Source organism: Cupriavidus sp. P-10, assembly GCF_003402535.2.
Lineage (GTDB): Bacteria > Pseudomonadota > Gammaproteobacteria > Burkholderiales > Burkholderiaceae > Cupriavidus.
On sequence record NZ_AP025170.1, the window covers coordinates 3,047,856 to 3,066,933 of the forward strand.

Below are 19,078 nucleotides of genomic sequence, written 5' to 3' on the forward strand. Positions count from 1 at the left end.
CGCACCGCGCGACTCCAGCGCCCGGATGCTTAGATAAGGGTGTCTTTCACCGTACGCACGACGTTGTCGACGGTAAAGCCGAAGTGCTTGAACAGCACGCCGGCCGGCGCCGATTCGCCGAAGGTGTCGATGCCCACTACCGCTTGGACCTGGTACTTCCACCAGAAGTCCGTCACGCCCGCCTCGACCGCCACGCGCGGCACGCCGGCCGGCAGCACGCTGGCCTTGTAGGCGGTGTCCTGCTTGTCGAACACGGTGGTCGCCGGAACCGACACCACGCGCACGTGCACGCCTTCCGCAGCCAGGTGCTCGGCCGCGCCCACGGCCAGGCCTACTTCCGAGCCGGTCGCCAGGATCACGGCATCCGGGTTGCCGGTCTGCGGGTTGACGCCGTCGCGCAGCACGTAGCCGCCACGCGCGATATTGGCGCGGGTGGCGTCGTCGCGTTGCTGGAACGGCAGGTTCTGGCGGCTGAAGATCAGGCAGCTCGGGCCGTTCTCGCGGCGGATCGCCTCGGCCCAGGCCACGGCGGTCTCGGTGGTGTCGGCGGTACGCCAGACGTCCATGTTGGGGATCAGGCGCAGGCTGGCGACGTGCTCGATCGACTGGTGCGTCGGGCCGTCTTCGCCCAGGCCGATCGAATCATGGGTGAACACGAACAGCGAGCGGATCTTCATCAGCGCCGCCATGCGCAGGGCGTTGCGGCTGTAGTCCGAGAAGGTCAGGAAGGTGGCGCCGTAGGGGATGTAGCCACCATGCAGCGTGATGCCGTTCATGATGGCGCTCATGCCGAACTCGCGCACGCCGTAGTTGATGTGGTTGCCCCAGGCATCCACGCGCACCGCCTTGCTGCCGGACCAGTTGGTCAGGTTCGAGCCGGTCAGGTCGGCCGAGCCGCCGAGGAACTCGGGCAGCACCGGGCCGAAGGCCTCGATGGTGTTCTGGCTGGCCTTGCGGGTGGCGATGGTCTCGGACTTTTCCTCGCACTTGGCGATAAAGGCTTCGACGGCGGCATCGAACGAACCAGGCAGCTCGCCCTTCATGCGTCGGGTGAATTCGCCGGCTTCATACGGGTGGCGCTCGGCATAGGCGTCGAACAGTGCGGTCCAGGCCCGCTCCAGGGCCTGGCCGTTGGCCTTGGCGTCCCACGCGCCATAGACGTCGCCCGGCACTTCGAACGGGGCGTGGGCCCAGCCCAGCGCCTCGCGCGTGGCCAGCACTTCGGCGCCGCCCAGCGGGGCGCCGTGCACGTCATGGCCGCCTTCCTTGTTGGGCGCGCCCTTGCCGATCTTGGTGCGGCAGCAGATCAGGGTCGGCTTGTCGCTGGCCTTGGCCTGCGAGATCGCGAGGTCGACGGCGGTGACGTCATGGCCGTCGATGCCGCGGATCACGTTCCAGCCGTAGGCTTCGAAGCGCTTCGGGGTGTCGTCGTTGAACCAGTGCACGACGTCGCCGTCGATCGAGATGCCGTTGTCGTCCCACAGCGCAATCAGCTTGTTCAGCTTGAGCGTGCCGGCCAGCGAGCTGGCCTCGTGCGAGATGCCTTCCATCAGGCAGCCGTCGCCCAGGAAGACATAGGTGTGGTGGTTGACGATATCGAAGCCGGGGCGGTTGAATTCTTCGCCCAGCAGGCGTTCGGCCAGCGCCATGCCGACCGCGTTGGTGATGCCCTGGCCGAGCGGGCCGGTGGTGGTTTCCACGCCGGGGGTGATGCCATATTCCGGGTGGCCGGCGGTTTTGCTGTGCAGCTGGCGGAAGTTCTTCAGCTCTTCAACCGGCAGGTCGTACCCGCTCAGGTGCAGCAGCGCATAGATCAGCATCGAGCCATGGCCATTGGACAGCACGAAGCGGTCGCGGTCGGCCCAGTGCGGGTTGGCCGGGTTGTGCTTCAGGTGCCGGCCCCACAGCGCCACGGCGATATCCGCCATGCCCATCGGCGCACCGGGGTGGCCGGAGTTGGCCTGCTGGACGGCGTCCATGGCAAGCACGCGGATGGCATCGGCCATCAGCTTGGCGGGCTGGGAAGCAAAGGGACTCGTGGCGGGATGGGCTAGGGCGGACATTCGGGCGGTCTTGGACGTGAGCTTGGACGCGGCGGGCGTGAGCCTGTCGGCGGGAAAACCGCAATTTTAGCAGAAGCTAAGGGGTTTTCCGGACTCCCGGACACCGGTGGCGGGCATGCCTCGGGGATCACCCGCGGGCCGGGCGCGGGCCGCTGCACTGCACTTCGACAGCGCCGCGCCACGCGCGTAAGATGCACACTCGCACCGCGCGGCCCCGCTTAGTGACGGACAGCGACTGACCGCGCCGGGTTTCCCGCATGACAGGAGACGATCATGAGCAGACCGGCCAACACCCCCTGGCTCACCCCCTACCTGACCGTCGCCAACGGGCGCGACGCACTGGATTTCTACAGCCGCGCCTTCGGCTTTGCCGCCGGCAATGTGGTCGATGAAAACGGCGTCCCGACCCACGCCGAAATGCACTACCAGGGCGAACTGGTGGTGATGTTCGCACCCGAGGGCGCCTGGGGCAGCACCGCCCGCACGCCCCGCTCGCTGGGCGTGGAGTGCCCGCAAACCTTCTATGTCTACTGCGACGATGTCGACGCGATGCACCAGCGCGCGGTCGATGCCGGCGCCGTCAGCCTGATGGCCCCCGCCGACCAGTTCTGGGGCGACCGCTACTGCATGGTCGAAGATCCGGACGGCTACCGCTGGGGCTTCGGCAAGTCACTGGATCAGGACGGAGGCCAGGCAAGCTGATGGCCCCGCGTTTCTTTGTCGGCGGCGCGGAAGCAATCCTGGCCGCCGAAGCCGATTTCCCCCTGCCCGAACCGGTGGTACGCCACGCCCAGGTGTTGCGCCTGGCGCCCGGCGACGCCATCACGCTGTTCGACGGACGCGGCGGCAGCCACGCCGCCACCCTGCTTGAACTGGGCAAGCGCCATGCCGTGGCGCGCATCGGCGCGCACGACGCGGCCGAGGCCGAGCCGCCCTTCCGTGTCACGCTGGCGCAAGGTCTGGCCGGCGGCGACAAGATGGACTGGCTGATCGAGAAGGCAGTCGAACTCGGCGTTGCCGCGATCCAGCCGCTGCAGGCCAACCGCTCGGTGGTGCGCCTCACCGGCGAACGCGCGCAAAAGCGCCAGGCGCACTGGCAGGCGCTGGTGCAGGCCGCATGCGAACAATGCGGGCGCAATCGCTTGCCGGCAGTGGCCGCGGTCGCTAACTTTGAGACATGGCTGGCGCAGTCCGGCAGCGGCGCCGGGTCACGCCTGCTGGTGTCGCCGCGTGCGGAGCAATCGCTGCCGGTGTACGTGGCTGAGCGCCGCGAGGCATTGCTTGCCGATGGCGTCACGCTGCTGATCGGCCCGGAAGGCGGGCTGTCACCCGATGAGGAACAAGCAGCGCGGCAAGACGGCTTTACCGGCGTGTCGCTCGGCCCGCGCATCCTGCGTACCGAAACCGCCGGGCTGGCCTGCCTGGCGACGCTCAACGCCGTGCTTGGCGGTTTCTGACGGCGGCGGCCATCCGGCCAGCGCCAACCTTGACTGAAGGAGTCGACCATGGGACTACTCGATAGCGTGCTGGGCGGCGTGCTTGGGCAACTGGGCAATACCCGCGGCGAAGACGGCAGCGCCGGCGGCGGCGGGCTCAACCCGAAGCTGATGATGGCGCTCGGGCTGCTGGCGATGTTGGCAATGCGCAACCGTGGCCAGGAAAGCGGCACCGCAGCGCCGGTCGACGATGGGCTGGGCGGCCTTGGCAGCCTCGGCGGCTTGCTGGGTGGCGTGCTCGGCGGCAATGCCAGCGCGCCCGGCGCCACCGGCGGGCTCGACCTGGGTTCCTTGCTGGGTGGTCTGCTTGGCGGCCAGGGCGGCGCCCCGGCCAACAGCCAGGCACTGGGCGCTGCCGCAGGCGGCATCGGCGCGCTGCACCAGATCCTGGCGCAAGCCGGGCTGGGCGAGCAGGTGGATTCGTGGATCGGTACCGGCGCCAACCAGCCGGTTACGCCGTCGGCGCTGAGTGACGCGCTGGGCGGAACCGGTGCGCTGGACACGCTGGCGCAATCGACCGGGATGTCGCAGGACGACGTGGCGGCGCAACTGAGCGAAGGGCTGCCCGAGCTGATCGACCGCCTGACACCGCACGGGCATGTCCCTGCACAAGAACAGCCATGAAAAGGGCCAACGGTGGGTGCACCCAACCGCCCAGCTAACCTAAGCGGGAGGGAGAGCAAACCCGCAGTACGCAGAGCCTTCAAATGCAAAAAGCCCGCATTCGCGGGCTTTTTGCTTGGTCAGGCCGGTCAGGCGAACGAGTAGAACACTCGGAACTGCACCTTGCGCTCGCCCCAGAACTCGGCCGCGTCGCGAAACACGTCCAGTAGCACCTCGCGCGCCTCTTTGTCGAACTTCTGCGCGATCGGCAGGCCTTCCAGCACGATCACGAAACCCGGCTGCGGCCCGGCCTTGTAGATCAGGTCGGTCAGGCAATCCGCCAGCGCATCGAAATTCTTGCCAAAATGCTTGGGGAAGATAAACGACGTTGCGATCGTTTCCAGGATTTCGGCCTTGCTGGCGCAATGCGCGCAGTTGGCATACAGGAAATGCTGGCCGAGATCCGCGGCCGCCTGGGCAAGCTCCGGCACGCGGAAGGCGCGGATTGACTGGACGATGTTCGGACGCACCGTCTTGAACAGGTTCATGGCCCCCTCGCTGGTGCCGTCAGCCCAGCCCTCACCGGCCGGCATGGCTACGGGCGCGTTCGCGGGCGGGAGTTTGTGCGTGAGCTCTTGGCGCTGCGGAATCATCAGCACGTTGTCGTATAGGTTCTGGGCCTGCTGCTGAGCCCGCTGCCAGCCATCTCCGGCGCCGCGCTCCTCGCGGGCGGCAAGGGCGTCGCCCAATCCGAAAATGTCAGTCATCATTTGAGTATCCGTTTGAAGCTGTTGTAGTGGTCTTCCGTGTAGTAACAATCGTTGGCAGCGCGCTGTTCCCCGCCGCATACGATCCGCCTGGCTCCCCGGTTCCGGCTTCTGGCGCTCTTTACCGTGTACTCGCGGTAGTACCCGCGATCTTTTTGCGGCAGGAGGCGTTCGTAGTTGCCGAACCTGGTTCCGTCCTTGTCATACGGGAACGGGCCGCCGGATTCGATGCGCTCCAGGGTCTGCCGTGCTTCGTTGGGCAACTGCTGCACTGCAATGGTTCCCATGCCTTCGGTCTGCGCCTGGCGCGCCAGCGCCGGCTGTGCCAGGGCCAGCACCAGCGCCGCGCCGGTCATCGACCGGGCCAGCATCCGCACTGCCTGCCGCATCAAAGGTACTTGGGAAACCACGTTGCTTGTCTTGTTGAACCGGAAATCGAGCCTGCCGCTGTTTGGGTAGACGATCTGTCCGGGCCACCCTGGCCGGCAACCTCGCGCGCCTTGTCATGCACGCGCCGGATGCCAACCGCACCGGGGCGCTCATGGCGAGCGCCTGTATCAAAGGCGTAAGGTTACGCGCATGCACGCAATTAAGCAATCCCGGCCCCGTCGCAGCGGGAATTCCTCAATTGTTTCAATATGTTAAGCGAATGTGTGCGCATACTAACCATTATCATCCAGTGACAAAAAAGCCGGGCGAACCCGGCTTTTCCGCAACCTTGCAAGGCAGGTTGGCTTAGCGCTTGGCAGCAGCGTCCACCACCACCAGCGAGGTCATGTTGACGATGCGGCGCACCGTTGCCGACGGCGTCAGGATGTGCACCGGCGCCTTCACACCCAGCAGGATCGGGCCGATCGCCACGTTGTTGCCCGCGGCAACCTTGAGCAGGTTGTACGAGATATTGGCGGCGTCGATGTTCGGGCACACCAGCAGGTTGGCTTCGCCCTGCAGCGTGCTGTCCGGCACCAGCTGGTCGCGCAGCTTCTGGTCGAGCGCGCTGTCGCCGTGCATTTCACCGTCGACTTCGAGTTCCGGCGCGCGCTCGCGCAGGATGGCGAGCGTATCGCGCATCTTGCGGGCCGAAGGCGCCTCGGAGGAGCCGAAGTTGGAGTGCGACAGCAGGCCAACCTTGGGCTCGATACCGAAGCGCTTCAGTTCTTCGGCAGCCATCAGCGTGATCTCGGCCAGTTCCTCGGCGGTCGGGTCCACGTTGACGTGGGTGTCGACCAGGAAGATCTGGCGGCCCGGCAGCACCAGGCCGTTCATGGCCGCGTAGACCTTGCCGCTGCCGCCCAGCACCTGGTCGATGTAGCGAAGGTGCGCCGCGGTGGTGCTGACGGTGCCGCAGATCATGCCGTCGGCCTCGCCCTGCTTGACCAGCATGGCGCCGATCAGCGTGGTGCGGCGGCGCAGTTCCAGCTTGGCGTACTGGGGCGTGATGCCCTGGCGCGCCATCATGCGGTAATACGCGTCGGAGTAGTCGCGGAAACGCTCGTCGTGCTCGGGATTGACCACGGTGAAGTCCACGCCGGCGCGCAGGCGCAGGCCGAAACGCTCGATGCGGTGCTGCAGCACGGCCGGGCGGCCGATCAGGATCGGGTTGGCCAGCTTTTCATCGACGATCACCTGCACGGCGCGCAGCACGCGCTCTTCTTCGCCCTCGGCGAAGACGATGCGCTTCTTCTCCATTTCGACCTTGCGCGCAGCGGCGTAGATCGGCTTCATCAGCGTGCCCGAGTGGTACACGAACTGCTGCAGCTGCAGGCGGTAGGCGTCCATGTCTTCGATCGGACGGGCGGCCACGCCGGACTTCATCGCGGCTTCCGCCACGGCCGGCGCCACCTTGACAATCAGGCGCGGATCGAACGGCTTCGGGATCAGGTATTCCGGGCCGAACGACAGGTCCTGGATGCCATAGGCGGTGGCAACGATGTCGCTCTGCTCCTGGCGCGCCAGCTCGGCCAGCGCGTTGGCGGCGGCGATCTCCATCTCGCGCGTGATGGTGGTGGCGCCGCAATCCAGTGCACCACGGAAGATGAACGGGAAGCACAGGACGTTGTTGACCTGGTTCGGGTAGTCGGTACGGCCGGTGGCCATCACGGCGTCCGGGCGCACTTCCTTGACCAGCTCCGGCGCGATTTCCGGGTTCGGGTTGGCCAGTGCCAGCACCAGCGGCTTGTCGGCCATGCGCTGCACCATGTCCTGCTTGAGCACGCCTGCGGCGGACAGGCCCAGGAAAATGTCGGCGCCGTCGATGACTTCGCCCAGCTTGCGCTTGTCGGTCTTCTGCGAGAAACGGGCCTTTTCCGGGTCCATCAGCTCGGTACGGCCTTCATAGACCACGCCGGCCAGGTCGGTCACCCAGATGTTTTCGATCGGCAGGCCGATGTCGACCAGCAGGTCCAGGCAGGCCAGCGCGGCCGCGCCGGCGCCCGAGGCCACCAGCTTGACCTTCTTGATGTCCTTGCCGACCACCTTCAGGCCGTTGATGATGGCCGCGGCCACCACAATGGCGGTGCCGTGCTGATCATCATGGAAGACGGGGATCTTCATCTTCTCGCGCAGCTTGCGCTCGACGTAGAAGCACTCCGGTGCCTTGATGTCTTCCAGGTTGATGCCCCCGAAGGTCGGCTCCAGCGCGGCGATGATCTGGACCAGCTTCTCCGGGTCCTTCTCGTCGACTTCGATATCGAACACGTCGATACCAGCAAACTTCTTGAACAGGCCGGCCTTGCCTTCCATCACCGGCTTGGAGGCCGCGGCGCCGATGTCGCCCAGGCCCAGCACGGCGGTGCCGTTGGTAATCACGGCGACGAGGTTGCCGCGCGCGGTGTAGCGGAACGAGTTGGCCTGATCGACAACGATTTCTTCACAAGCGGCGGCCACGCCCGGCGAGTAGGCCAGGGCCAGGTCGCGCTGGTTCGACAGCGGCTTGGTCGGGGTGACGGAAATCTTGCCGGGGGTCGGAAACTCGTGATACTCGAGCGCCGCTTTGCGCAGCGCCTCACGCTGCTGCTGTTTCAGATCGTCTTGGGACGGGGACTGCTGAGGGCTGGTCATCGGCGCATTTTCCAATCGGTGGAGCCGTCATTGAACGTGGCGGGGACGATCGGCGGACCGGCTCCACGTGTCCGCCCTTCTCTTCCTTTGGAACCCAGCATTTTATATAGTGAAATACTATTTCACAATAAGCCTTTTGCTTGGGGCACCTTTGCGATTCGGTACAATATGCCCCATCCCACGGGGCAATACCAGCAAGCGTAGCGCCGCACGGCCCATGGCTGGTAACTCGCTGCGGTCACGGCTGTCATGCGCGGCAGTATCTTGCTGAAACGATGCCGGCTCCGCAACCTGATGCGCCCTTCCGAGTCCTTCCGTCCCTCCGGTGCCTGCCGGCCGGGCAAACCTCTGTCCACTGCCAGCTCGCCGCGATGTCCGACGCCCAGACCGCTCCGCCCGCCCCGCCCGCCCCGCTTTCCGAGTTCGACCTGATCCGCCGCTATTTCACGCGACCGGTGCATAAAGCCGCACTCGGCGTGGGCGACGACTGCGCCCTGATCGAAGGCCGCCCGGGCCACCACCTCGCCATCAGCACCGACATGCTGGTCAGCGGCCGCCATTTCTTCCCGGACGTTGCGCCGCGCGCGCTCGGCCACAAGGCGCTGGCGGTCAACCTGTCCGACCTTGCCGCGATGGGAGCCGAGCCGCGCGCGTTTACGCTGGCGCTGGCCCTGCCCGAGGCCGACCCCGCATGGCTGGCCGACCTGGCCGACGGCATGCTGGCGCTGGCCGACGCCCACGGCTGCGAACTGGTCGGCGGCGACACCACGCGCGGCCCGCTGACGTTGTCGCTGACGGTCTTTGGCGACGTCCCGCTTCGAACCGCGCTGCGCCGCGACGCGGCACGCCCGGGCGACGATATCTGGATTTCCGGCACGCTTGGCGACGCGCGCCTGGCGCTGGGCGACTGCCGTGGCGAATGGCTGCTGCCAGAGCCCGACTTCACCCGGGTACGCCCGCGCATGGACACGCCGACCCCGCGCGTGGCGCTGGGCATGGCGCTGCGCGGCGTGGCACATGCCGCACTCGATATCTCCGACGGCCTGATTGGCGACCTGGGCCATATCCTGGCCCGCTCGCAGGTCGGCGCGCTCGTCGATGTCGACGCCTTGCCGCGCTCGGCGGTGCTGGCCAGCCAGCCCGAAGCGATCCAGCGCGCATGCACGCTGGCTGGCGGCGACGACTACGAGCTGTGCTTCACCGCGCCGGCCGGCAACCGTGACGCCATCGCCGCGATCAGCGAGCGGCTTGCCCTGCCGCTGACCCGCATCGGCGCGATCACGCCGGAGCCGGGCCTGCGCCTGGTCGACAGTGCCGGCAACCCGACCCGCTACACCGGCGCCAGCTTCGACCACTTCGCCTCCTCCTGACACGGGGGCACAGGCGTGTCATGATGCCGGCATCGGCGCGTGCCGGGCGGGAACGGGAGTCCCGCCTCCGGCAGCAGTAACAGCAGCAAGCCGGCCATAACCATAAGCAGCATCCGCATCACACGAGCCAACCTTGATGTCCACCACCCCCTCCGGAGCCGCCACGCGCGACCCCGCCATGACCCTGGAAGCCGGCCCGACCGTCAAGGTCACGCGCCCGACAGCGCGCTTCATGCTGGCCCATCCAGCCCACCTGATCGCCTTCGGCTTCGGCTCGGGCCTGTCGCCGGTCAGCCCCGGCACGGTCGGCACGCTTTACGCGTGGCTGTCGTTCGTGGTGGTGTCGCTGTGGATCGAGCCGACCACCTGGCTGTGGATCATCGGCGGCGGCTTCCTGGTGGGCCTGTGGGCCTGCGCCAGGACCGCCCGCGACATGGGCGTGCATGACCACGGCAGCATGGTGTGGGACGAAATCATCGCCTTCTGGCTGGTGCTGTCCTTTGTCACGCCGACCGGGTTCTGGGGGCAGTTTGCCGCCTTCCTGTGGTTCCGGCTGTTCGATATCGCCAAGCCGGCTCCGATCGGATACTACGACCGCACGCTCAAGGGCCCCGGCCTGCGCGGCGGGTTCGGCGTGATGTTCGACGACATCTTCGCGGCCTTCTATACCCTGCTGGTGTTCGCACTGTGGCGCTCGTTCTGAGCCCGGCCCATTCCAACAAACCCCTGAATTCATCATGTCAGTCAGCCGCCTGCTCGACCAGCTTGCCGTCCAGTCCGGCGTCGCCCTTGCCGAAAAATCCCTGATGCTGGCCACGGCCGAGTCCTGTACCGGTGGCCTGGTCGCCGCCGCCATCACGGATGTTTCGGGATCGTCCGGCTGGTTCGAGCGCGGCTTCGTCACCTATTCCAACGAAGCCAAGTCCACCATGCTGGGCGTGCCGGTCAAGCTGATCCGCGACCACGGCGCCGTCAGCGAAGAGGTCGCGCGCGCGATGGCGGAAGGGGCGCTGCTGAACAGCCGCGCGCAAGTCTCGCTGGCGATCACCGGCGTGGCCGGCCCCAATGGCGGCACGCCGGAAAAGCCGGTGGGCATGGTGTGCTTCGGCTGGAGCAACCGCATCACTACCCACACCGAGACCCAGCGCTTCCGCGGCGACCGGGGCCAGATCCGGCGCCAGGCGGCGGAGCACGCGATGCGGGGACTGGTGGAATTGCTGCGCAACGAGGCCTGAGGGCGCTGCCGCTTCCTCTGGCGCCTCACGCGCCCAACAAAAAACCGCGCCAGCCCCGCGCGGTTTTTTGTTGCTGCATTGTTGCCGTGATCAGCAGTTCAGCCGTGCCGATACCGGTTGATGGTCTCCCGCGTCTGCAGCGCGACATTCCGCGCCGCCGTCGCGAAATCCTTCTCGCGGCTGGCATACAGGATTGCCCGCGACGAGTTGATCATCATGCCGGTGCCATCCGCGGTCCGCCCCGCCTTCACCGTAGCCTCGATATCGCCGCCCTGTGCGCCGATGCCCGGGATCAGCAGCGGCATGTCGCCGACGATCTGGCGCACGCGCGCGATCTCGTTGGGGAAGGTGGCGCCGACCACCAGGCCCATCTGGCCGGTGGTGTTCCAGCGCTCGCGCGCGGCCTCGGCCACCAGCTGGTACAGCGGCTTGCCCTCGATTTGCAGGAACTGCACGTCGGAGCCGCCGGGGTTGGAAGTGCGGCACAGCACGATCACGCCGCGATCCGGGTAGGCCAGGTACGGCTGCATCGAATCGAAGCCCATGTACGGGCTGACCGTGACCGCGTCGGCCTGGTAGCGCTCGAATGCTTCCAGCGCATAGTGCTCGGCGGTCGAGCCGATATCGCCGCGCTTGGCGTCCAGGATCACCGGGATGCCAGGGTGGGCATCGTGGATGTAGTGGATCAACTGCTCGAGCTGGTCTTCGGCGCGCTGCGAGTGGAAATACGCGATCTGCGGCTTGAACGCGCAAACCAGGTCGGCGGTGGCATCGACGATCTCGCGGCAGAACGAGAAGATGGCGCCGCCTGCGCCGGTCAGGGACAGCGGCAGCTTCTGCGGGTCAGGATCGAGCCCGACGCAGAGAAGGGAGTCGTTGCGCTGCCAGGCGGCAGCAAGCTGCTCGATGAATGTCATGGGTACTCGAAAATATCCTGGTGGCGCCGGCGTCTCTTGGAACCCAAGGCAGGAACACAAGGCAGGAACCCAGGGCAAAGTCCCAGGCCGGCACGGTTGGCCGCAGCGGCGTGAAAACCTTTCATCCCTGCAGCATATGTCGTTTCCGGCAATTTTACCCGCTGCGTGCTATCGTTTTGCGCTTCCTCTCAAAACAAAGAGCGGCATCACGCACAGCCGCCACCCCTCCTGCATGTCTCTCGATCGCCGCGGTATTTTCCTGCTTGTCGTCCTGACCCTCGCCTGGGGCATCAACTGGCCCATCATGAAGGTCGGGGTGGCGCACTTTCCGCCCATGGGCTTCCGCCTGTTGTGCATGGCCGGCGGCGTGATCGCGCTGGGCCTGGCGCTGCGCCTGCGCGGCGATTCGCTGGCAGTGCCGCGGCGCGAATGGGGCACGGTGTTCCGGCTGGCGCTGCCCAACATGGTGGTTTGGCACCTGTTCGCGATCTGCGCCGTGAAGATGCTGTCGTCCGGGCGTGCCGCCATCCTCGGCTACACCATGCCGATCTGGGCCGTGGTGTGGGGGCTGGTCTTCTTCCGCGAGCGCATCAGCGGCTTTGCCTGGGTCGGCATCGGCTGCGCGCTGGCGGGCACCGTGCTGCTGCTTTCAGGCGAGATCGGCGCGCTGACCGGCAGTCCCGCCGGCACGCTGCTGATGCTGCTGGCCGCGGCCGGCTGGGGCTTCGGCACCCAGCTGATGAAGCGCACCCAGACCGACGTGCCGATCGGCGCGATGACCTTCTGGATGCTGCTGGCGACCCTGCCCTTCCTGCTCGCCGGCACGCTGCTGCTGGAGCACGGCTGGCGCATGCCGACCGCCGTCGAATGGGGCGCGATCGCCTACAACGCGGTGGTGGTCTTCGCCTTCTGCCACCTGGTCTGGTTCGGGCTGGCGCGCAGCCTGCCGCCGGTGGTGTCGAGCCTGTCGATCATGTTCATCCCCGTGGTCGGCGTCTTCTCGGGCATGTGGCTGCTGGGCGAGCAGCCGCACTGGCAGGACTACGCCGCCATCGTGCTGATGTTCATGGCCTTGTCTTCGGTGATGCTGGCGCCGCTGTTGTGGCGCCGGCTGCGCGGTACCCTGGGCTGAGGCCGCCGGCCCGGGGGCGGCGCGCGACGGCCGCGCCGGCTTCGCGGAGATTTCACTTAACAAGCGCCCCTTCGTTGGGCTACACTCGCGGCCATCACAATCCCGGAGAAATTACGTGGGCAGTAGCATCGGGTGTTCGAGTTGGCGCAGTCATGCGGCCACTGCGAATGCCATGTCACTGCGGGCTGCGTAACGACGACCCGCCCGGAGCAACCCGGCTCCGCGCTTCGTCGGCCTTGCCCGCAGTCAGAACTGCGGGCGAGTGTCTTTCCGTGCCACCGGCGGCGCCTCCATGCGCGCCCTGCCGTGGCGGATCTTCCCTCTCCCGGCTAGCCAGCCAACCCAGGCAAACGCCATCGTCTTGTCCGCCCTGCCCCGCGCAGCCGCGGGACAGCGCGATCACGCTTGCCCGTGGCCCGGCCTTTCGCGGCTTGCCGCTGGGCCATGACGGGGCATGCGTAATACCTGGGATGCGGCGAGCCGCCTGCGCTTGTCTTCGCGCTTGTCATCGTTTTTCGTCGCAAATCAGCAATAAGGAATCCCGGGGATGATCAACCTGTTCGTCCTGCAGAAAGGCCGGCTTGCCCAGGAGCAAGTCGACGAGCGCAATGAGCTGCTGCAGCACAAGCCGATCTGGATCGATGTCGTCAATCCTGACGACGAAGAGCTGAACTGGATCAAGGAAGCCTACGGCGTCGCCCTTCCCGAACTGGAAGACCTGGGCGACCTGGAGGCGTCGGCGCGCTATTTCGAGGGCGAGGACGAGAATATCCATATCCGCACCGACTTCCTGCTCGACGAGGAAGAGGTCTCGCGCAACGTGCGCGTGGCCTTCGTGCTGACCAAGGACGTGCTGTTCTCCATCCACGACGAAGACCTGCCGGTGTTCCGGCTGGTGCGGCTGCGCGCGCGCATGCGTCCCGGCTCGGTGCGCAACGCCAAGGACGTGCTGATGGACCTCTACGCGACCGATGCGGAATACTCGGCCGACTCGATCGAGGAAGTCTACGAACGCCTGGAAGAAGCCAGCCGCCGCGTGCTGGCCGAGAACGTGACCGATGCCGCCGCGGCCGACGTGCTGGAAACCATCGCCCGCGAGGAAGACTTGAACGGCCGCATCCGCCGCAACGTGATGGACACGCGCCGCGCGGTGTCCTTCCTGATGCGCAGCCAGCTGCTGTCGGCCGAGCAGCAGGACGAGGCGCGCCAGATCCTGCGCGATATCGACTCGATCGAGAACCACACCGCGTTCCTGTTCGACAAGATCAACTTCCTGATGGATGCGACCGTCGGTTTCATCAACATCAACCAGAACAAGATCATCAAACTGTTCTCGGTGGTGTCGGTGGCATTGATGCCGCCCACGCTGATCGCGAGCATCTACGGCATGAACTTCAAGATCATGCCGGAACTGGACTGGGCCGCGGGCTATCCGTGGGCGATCGCGCTGATGGCGGTGTCGGCGGCGATTCCGCTGGTGTATTTCCGCCGCAAGGGCTGGCTGAGCTGAGGCACTGAGGCCCGTCGGGCCTCAGTCCGGCAATGTCGCCGCGCCCATCCGGCGCGCGATGATCCCCGCCTTGGCGCGGAAATTCACCCGCACGTTGGCGCAGTACTCTTTCTTGTCGAAGCACTTGGGCGCCGGCAGCGCCGCCGCCAGCCGCGCGGACTGGCCGACGCTGAGCTTGTCGGCACTGGTGCGGAAGTAGTGCTGCGCCGCGGCCTGCGCGCCGAACACGCCCTCGCCCCACTCCACCGAGTTCAGGTAGATCTCGTAGATGCGCTGCTTGTCGAGCCAGAACTCAAGCATCCACGTGATCGCCAGCTCCTGCCCCTTGCGCAGGTAATGCTGCTCGGACGACAGGAACAGGTTCTTGGCCAGCTGCTGCGTGATGGTCGATGCGCCGCGCACGATGCGGCCGCGCTTCTTGTTGCGCTCCCAGGCATCGAGCATGGCATCGAGCTCGTAGCCGGGATGATTGACGAAGCCGGAATCCTCGCTGGCGATCACCGCGCGCTTGAGGTTGCGCGAGATGCGCTCATACGGCATCCACTCGCGTTCCAGCCCGCAGCTCCACAGGTTGAAACCGCACAGCCGCCAGCGCTCGGCACGCATGAAGGTTGTGCTGGACGGGTTGACGTATTGCCAGCTGGCAATCTGCACGAAGAAATACAACTGCATCGCCAGCACGCCCGCGACCACGCAGCCCAGCAAATAGCCGAGCCAGCGCAGCGGGTTCAGCACCGAGCCGGCGGAGGCAGCGCTGGCCGCGCGGTTGCGATTGGCCACGGCAGGCGACGCCCCGCTCAGCCCTTGCGTTCGGCCTGCAGCGCGTCGCGCAGCTCGGCCAGCACGGGAGCGGTGCGGGGGCGTACGCCGCGCCAGATGTAGAAGGCTTCGGCAGCCTGCTCGACCAGCATGCCCAGGCCGTCGCTGGTGCGCGCGCCGCAGCGCGCGGCGAACTGCAGGAACACGGTCGGCTCGGCGCCGTACATCATGTCGTAGGCCAGCACGCCTTCGCCCAGCAGGAACTCGGGCAGCGGCGGCACTTCGCCGTGCAGGCTGCTCGACGAGGCGTTGATCACGATGTCGCAGGCCTCGTCCTCGGACAGGCCTTCCAGCGCATCGAGACCGCCGCCCCACAGCTCCACGCCGAACTGGTCGGCCGCTTCGACAAACTCTTCCAGCATGTCTGCGGCACGCGACGCGGTACGGTTGGCCACCACGATGCGCGACGGACGCGCTTCGATCAGCGGCAGCATCGCGCCCATGGCCGCGCCGCCCGCGCCCAGCAGCAGCACGCGCTTGCCTTCGACCAGCGTGTCGAGGTTGTCCTGGATATCGCGCACTAGGCCCACGCCGTCGGTGTTGTCGCCATGGATCAGGCCATCCTCGATCCACAGGGTGTTGACCGCGCCGGCGGCTTCGGCACGCTCGGTCAGGCGGTCGGCCAGGTCATAGGCCTCCAGCTTGAACGGCACCGTCACGTTGCAGCCGTAGCCGCCGTCGGCGAAGAACTTGCGCACGGTATCGGCAAACCCGTCCAGCGGTGCTTCAAGGCGGTCGTATTGCACGGCCTCGCCGGTCTGCAGCGCAAAGGCGGCGTGGATCGCGGGAGAGCGGCTGTGCGAGATCGGATTGCCGATCACCACATACTGGTCCGGCGTGTCCTGCTTGGTATCTGGCGTAGTGTCTGGAGTCATCATCAGCGTGCCTGCAGCCGGGTTTCCAGCCCGCTGCGCGAAAACTTGAAGGTGGAAATGACTTCCAGGATGTCCTGGCGCGCCGCCATTTCCGCGGTGAAGGCGCCGAACGGCGCAGCTGCGCGCACGATCGCCACGGCCTGGCGGTCCAGTGCGGGATCGCCCGAGCTCTTGACCACGTCGATGGCATCGATGTTGTAGCCGTCGCGGTTGTAGCCGAGCTTGCCGAGCCGGTTGACGTTGATCACCAGGATCAACTGGCCATACAGCGGCTTGCCGTTGCGTTGCGGGAAGTCAGTGGTGCCGCGCGCCTCGATCTTGCGGCGCAGCCGGTCGTAGTACTGCGCGTAGTCGACCGCCTGCGCGCTGGTGGCGGTCAGCTGGAAACGCTTGGGCCGCTTGGCGTAGTGCTCGAGGTTGCGGCCGATCTCGGCTTCGAGCTTGGCCATCTCGTCGGTTGAGGTGCGCTCGTCCTGGCCGCGCTGGGGATTGTCCTGGCGCTTCTCGCCGGGCTTGAGCGGCTGGCTGCGCACCGCCGGAGCGGGCTCGCGCGCTTGCGTCAGCAGGCGCTGCTGCTCCAGTTCGAGCTGGTCGACGCGGCGCTGCACCTGGCGCACCAGGTCGCCCTCCTGCGTCACGGTCTGCGCCGGCAGCGGCGTGGTGGCGCGCTGCAGGTCGTGGTCGCCGCCACCGTCCAGGTTGGCCTGCGCCAGCGCGGTAGGGTTGCGCGGCTTCTGCGCCGACTTGGCGTTGACCAGCACCACGTCCAGCGGCGAATCGGTGCGCTTGATCTCGAACACCTCGGGCGCTGCCACCCGCACCATCAGCAGCAGGGCATGCACGGCCACGGAAATGGCCAGCGCCTTGGCCAGCGTACTGCTGTTGTGCCACCTGGCGTGCCACCAGTGGCGGGGAGCGGCGAGTGCGGCGTTCACGATGGCGGGAATTTGGCTCGGAAGGTGCGAAGCGACAGGTGGACCAGCATTCCCGGCAAGCCGGGAATGCCGCTAGGCATTGTAAGTGAGCCCCGCCGATTTCCGAAGGCTTCAGCCGGCGGCGGTGCCGCCGGTGTCGCGCTCAGCCGACGGCTGCGCCGGCGCGTCGCCACCGGCGTCTGCGGCGGCCTCGTCCGAGACCCCTGCGGCCTGCTGGGCGGCCTGCTCTGCGGCGTCTTCCGCGGCGGCCTCGGCAGCGGCTTCGGCCGACACTTCAGCGGCTTCTTCGTCGCTTTCCAGCTCTTCTTCAGGCAACACGCCCTCGCCCGCAAAGATCTCCAGCACGCGGCAGGAGACTTCCAGCGTGATCTCGTCGGTCTCGCCGATCTCCAGCAGCACTTGGGTGCCACGCTGCGCCTGCACCAGTTCGGGCACGCGCGTGACCAGCGGGATCTCGGTAAAGCGCACCGCGCCTTCCTTGAGCACCGCGGCGACCAGGCGCTCGCGGTTCTCCTGCTTGAGCCAGCGCAGGCACCAGTAGCGCTCCATGGTCGACTGGTGGTCGGCATAGGCGGCATAAGTGCCTTCGAAGTCAGCCACGGCTGCCAGCAGGTCGGCGTCCTTGGGCTTGAATGGCGCCACCAGCTTGGCGGTCACGCCATGCTGCGCCACCGCCAGGATCTGCCACTGGTTGACCAGGTCGACGTAGCGGCGCAGCGGCGAGGTGCTCCACGCGTACTGGGCTACCCCCAAACCTTCATGCGGTGCCGGGTAGGTCTGCATGCGGGTGCGATGCATGCCCCACGCCTTCTGCGTGCGGTAGATGCCGGGCACGCCGTTGTCCGCCAGCAGCTTGCCCCACGTGCTGTTGGCCAGGATCATCAGCTCGGCCACGATCTTGTCCAGCGGCGACCCACGCTTGCGCTGCTCGATGCGCACGCGCTGGCTGCCGTCGGGCTGGTCGTCGAGGTAGAAGTTGAAGTCGGCGCGGTTGTGCGTCTCCGGGCGCAGGCCGCTGGCCAGGCGCGCCTTCTGGCGCTCGTCGTAGAGGTAGCCGGCGAAATGCCACAGCTGGGTCAGCGCCTCGCGGAACGGGTAGTCGCCGCTGCCGTCGGCGAGCGAGGCTTCGGTGATGACGTCGTCAAGCAGGTTATGGCGCAGGTTGGCGGCAATCGGCACCATCTCGGCGCGGGTCTCGCTGCCGGTGATCAGCCACACCGTCGGGTCCACCGTCACGTACAGCGACAGCGCCGGGCACACCCGGCCTTCCTGCAGCGTATAGCGCTCTACCACCGGGTCAGGCAGCATGGTGATCTTGTCGCCCGGGAAGTACACCGTTGACAGGCGCTGGCGTGCGATCACGTCGAGCGGCTCGCCGCGGCGGATGCCGAGCGCGGGCGCGGCGATATGGATGCCGATGCGCAGCTTGCCGTCGGGCAGCTTCGTCACCGACAGCGCATCGTCGATCTCGGTGGTGGTGACGTCGTCGATCGAGAACGCCTCGACCTCGGCCAGCGGCAGGTCGGCGGACGGCTCGGGCACGTCGGTATCGGGAAAGCCGGTGCCCTTGGGGAAGCACTCGGCGAGGAACTTGGCCTCGTGCAGCGCACGCGCGCTGGCGACGCCGCCGGCGGCCACCATCAGCCGCATCGGCGACATGCCGAGCGCGGTGCAGGCCGCGTCCATGGCCTTGTATTCCAGGCTGTTCTTGTCCGGCTTGAACAGCAGCTGCAGCACCTTGTTGCGGAACGATTCCGGCAGCGTCAGCGCCTTGAGCTGGTCTTCATATTCGGCCTGCACCAATGCCTGCTGGCGCTTGCGCTCGAGCGCGGCCAGCGCGGCCTTGAGCTGGTCCTCGGGCGCGCGCTGGTAGCGGCCACGCCCCTTGCGGCGGAAGTACACCGGGTTGCCGTGCAGCGCCATCGCAAGCGCCGCCTGCTGCACCGCGCCGGGCTCGGCGCCGTAGTACTCGGCGGCCAGCTCGGCGAAGCCGAACTCGGCCTCAGGGGCACATTCCCACAGGAAGTCCAGGTCGATCTCGGAAACCATGTCGCCGGTCTGGCGGACCAGCTCGATTGCCGACGGCTGCGCAAACTGCAGCAGCACGTCGCGCGACTTGACCTTGGTGCGCTTGCCGGCCGGCAGCTCCACCTGGTAAGCCTCGCCCTGCTGGTTCAGCACGGTGCCGGCGCGGATCTCGCCGCCTTCTTCGAACAGCAACTGCATCGATCGGTACTTTCAGAAATGCGCGGAACCGCATCGGGGCGCCAGGGTGGGCGCAACGGCGGATCCTGTG

17 protein-coding genes are annotated in these 19,078 nt (G+C 66.9%); 8 read left to right on the forward strand and 9 right to left on the reverse strand.

All coding sequences use genetic code 11. The features are described 5' to 3' along the window. Positions 1–29: 29 nt before the first annotated feature. Complete coding sequence (gene tkt / locus CTP10_RS14025) at positions 30–2,063, reverse strand: transketolase (protein ID WP_199414525.1); 2,034 nt, start codon at positions 2,061–2,063, stop codon at positions 30–32. 273 nt (positions 2,064–2,336) lie between these two features. Here tkt and CTP10_RS14030 point away from each other — a divergent pair, with 273 nt between their 5' ends. The 3 genes from CTP10_RS14030 to CTP10_RS14040 are packed head-to-tail and all read left to right on the forward strand — an operon-like array spanning position 2,337 to position 4,183. Continuing rightward, positions 2,337–2,765 carry a VOC family protein gene (locus tag CTP10_RS14030; RefSeq protein WP_116318125.1) on the forward strand — a complete coding sequence of 143 codons (429 nt, stop codon included), beginning with the start codon at positions 2,337–2,339 and terminating at the stop codon, positions 2,763–2,765. After that, positions 2,765–3,520 (forward strand): 16S rRNA (uracil(1498)-N(3))-methyltransferase, encoded by a 756-nt coding sequence (locus CTP10_RS14035; protein WP_116318126.1) that lies wholly within the window; start codon positions 2,765–2,767, stop codon positions 3,518–3,520. Before CTP10_RS14030 ends, CTP10_RS14035 begins: the two co-directional genes overlap by 1 nt. A 48-nt stretch (positions 3,521–3,568) precedes the next feature. Beyond that, positions 3,569–4,183: a YidB family protein gene (locus CTP10_RS14040; RefSeq protein ID WP_116318127.1), complete on the forward strand. Its 615-nt coding sequence runs from the start codon at positions 3,569–3,571 to the stop codon at positions 4,181–4,183. A 128-nt stretch (positions 4,184–4,311) separates the two neighbouring features. Here the strand turns inward: CTP10_RS14040 and CTP10_RS14045 are convergent, their stop codons facing one another. The 3 genes from CTP10_RS14045 to CTP10_RS14055 all read right to left on the reverse strand — a co-directional run bounded on the left by CTP10_RS14045 (position 4,312) and on the right by CTP10_RS14055 (position 7,989). After that, positions 4,312–4,932 carry a barstar family protein gene (locus CTP10_RS14045; RefSeq protein WP_116318128.1) on the reverse strand — a complete coding sequence of 207 codons (621 nt, stop codon included), beginning with the start codon at positions 4,930–4,932 and terminating at the stop codon, positions 4,312–4,314. Beyond that, a complete protein-coding gene (locus tag CTP10_RS14050; RefSeq protein WP_116318129.1) occupies positions 4,929–5,300 on the reverse strand; it encodes a ribonuclease domain-containing protein in 372 nt (123 codons plus the stop codon). Before CTP10_RS14050 ends, CTP10_RS14045 begins: the two co-directional genes overlap by 4 nt. 364 nt (positions 5,301–5,664) lie before the next feature. Then, positions 5,665–7,989, reverse strand: a complete 2,325-nt coding sequence (locus CTP10_RS14055; RefSeq protein ID WP_116318130.1) for an NADP-dependent malic enzyme — start codon at positions 7,987–7,989, stop codon at positions 5,665–5,667. A gap of 371 nt (positions 7,990–8,360) precedes the next feature. On the opposite strand from CTP10_RS14055, the gene thiL reads away from it, so the two are divergent. From thiL to CTP10_RS14070, 3 genes are all read left to right on the forward strand, one after another. Continuing rightward, positions 8,361–9,359 carry a thiamine-phosphate kinase gene (thiL, locus tag CTP10_RS14060; RefSeq protein ID WP_116318131.1) on the forward strand — a complete coding sequence of 333 codons (999 nt, stop codon included), beginning with the start codon at positions 8,361–8,363 and terminating at the stop codon, positions 9,357–9,359. A 136-nt stretch (positions 9,360–9,495) separates the two neighbouring features. Then, a complete protein-coding gene (locus CTP10_RS14065; protein WP_116318132.1) occupies positions 9,496–10,062 on the forward strand; it encodes a phosphatidylglycerophosphatase A family protein in 567 nt (188 codons plus the stop codon). Positions 10,063–10,096: 34 nt separating this feature from the next. Next, the gene (locus tag CTP10_RS14070) at positions 10,097–10,594 is read left to right on the forward strand and encodes a CinA family protein (protein WP_116318133.1); all 498 of its coding nucleotides are present in this window, start codon (positions 10,097–10,099) and stop codon (positions 10,592–10,594) included. 98 nt (positions 10,595–10,692) lie between these two features. Here the strand turns inward: CTP10_RS14070 and pyrF are convergent, their stop codons facing one another. Beyond that, the gene (gene pyrF / locus CTP10_RS14075; protein WP_116318134.1) at positions 10,693–11,511 is read right to left on the reverse strand and encodes an orotidine-5'-phosphate decarboxylase; all 819 of its coding nucleotides are present in this window, start codon (positions 11,509–11,511) and stop codon (positions 10,693–10,695) included. Positions 11,512–11,743: 232 nt separating this feature from the next. Here pyrF and CTP10_RS14080 point away from each other — a divergent pair, with 232 nt between their 5' ends. Beyond that, a complete protein-coding gene (locus tag CTP10_RS14080) occupies positions 11,744–12,643 on the forward strand; it encodes a DMT family transporter (protein WP_116318135.1) in 900 nt (299 codons plus the stop codon). A gap of 547 nt (positions 12,644–13,190) precedes the next feature. Then, positions 13,191–14,153: a magnesium/cobalt transporter CorA gene (gene corA / locus CTP10_RS14085; RefSeq protein WP_116318136.1), complete on the forward strand. Its 963-nt coding sequence runs from the start codon at positions 13,191–13,193 to the stop codon at positions 14,151–14,153. A gap of 21 nt (positions 14,154–14,174) precedes the next feature. Here corA and mtgA read toward each other — a convergent pair whose 3' ends face one another. The 4 genes from mtgA to CTP10_RS14105 form a co-directional block, all read right to left on the reverse strand. Continuing rightward, positions 14,175–14,876, reverse strand: a complete 702-nt coding sequence (mtgA, locus tag CTP10_RS14090; RefSeq protein ID WP_116318275.1) for a monofunctional biosynthetic peptidoglycan transglycosylase — start codon at positions 14,874–14,876, stop codon at positions 14,175–14,177. Between the two features lie 74 nt (positions 14,877–14,950). Then, positions 14,951–15,850: a shikimate dehydrogenase gene (gene aroE, locus CTP10_RS14095; protein ID WP_442875090.1), complete on the reverse strand. Its 900-nt coding sequence runs from the start codon at positions 15,848–15,850 to the stop codon at positions 14,951–14,953. Beyond that, a complete protein-coding gene (locus CTP10_RS14100) occupies positions 15,850–16,782 on the reverse strand; it encodes an energy transducer TonB (RefSeq protein ID WP_116318137.1) in 933 nt (310 codons plus the stop codon). The genes aroE and CTP10_RS14100 overlap by 1 nt, the downstream gene beginning before the upstream one ends. Positions 16,783–16,893: 111 nt before the next feature. Continuing rightward, the gene (locus CTP10_RS14105; RefSeq protein ID WP_116318138.1) at positions 16,894–19,008 is read right to left on the reverse strand and encodes a ribonuclease catalytic domain-containing protein; all 2,115 of its coding nucleotides are present in this window, start codon (positions 19,006–19,008) and stop codon (positions 16,894–16,896) included. Positions 19,009–19,078 lie beyond the last annotated feature (70 nt).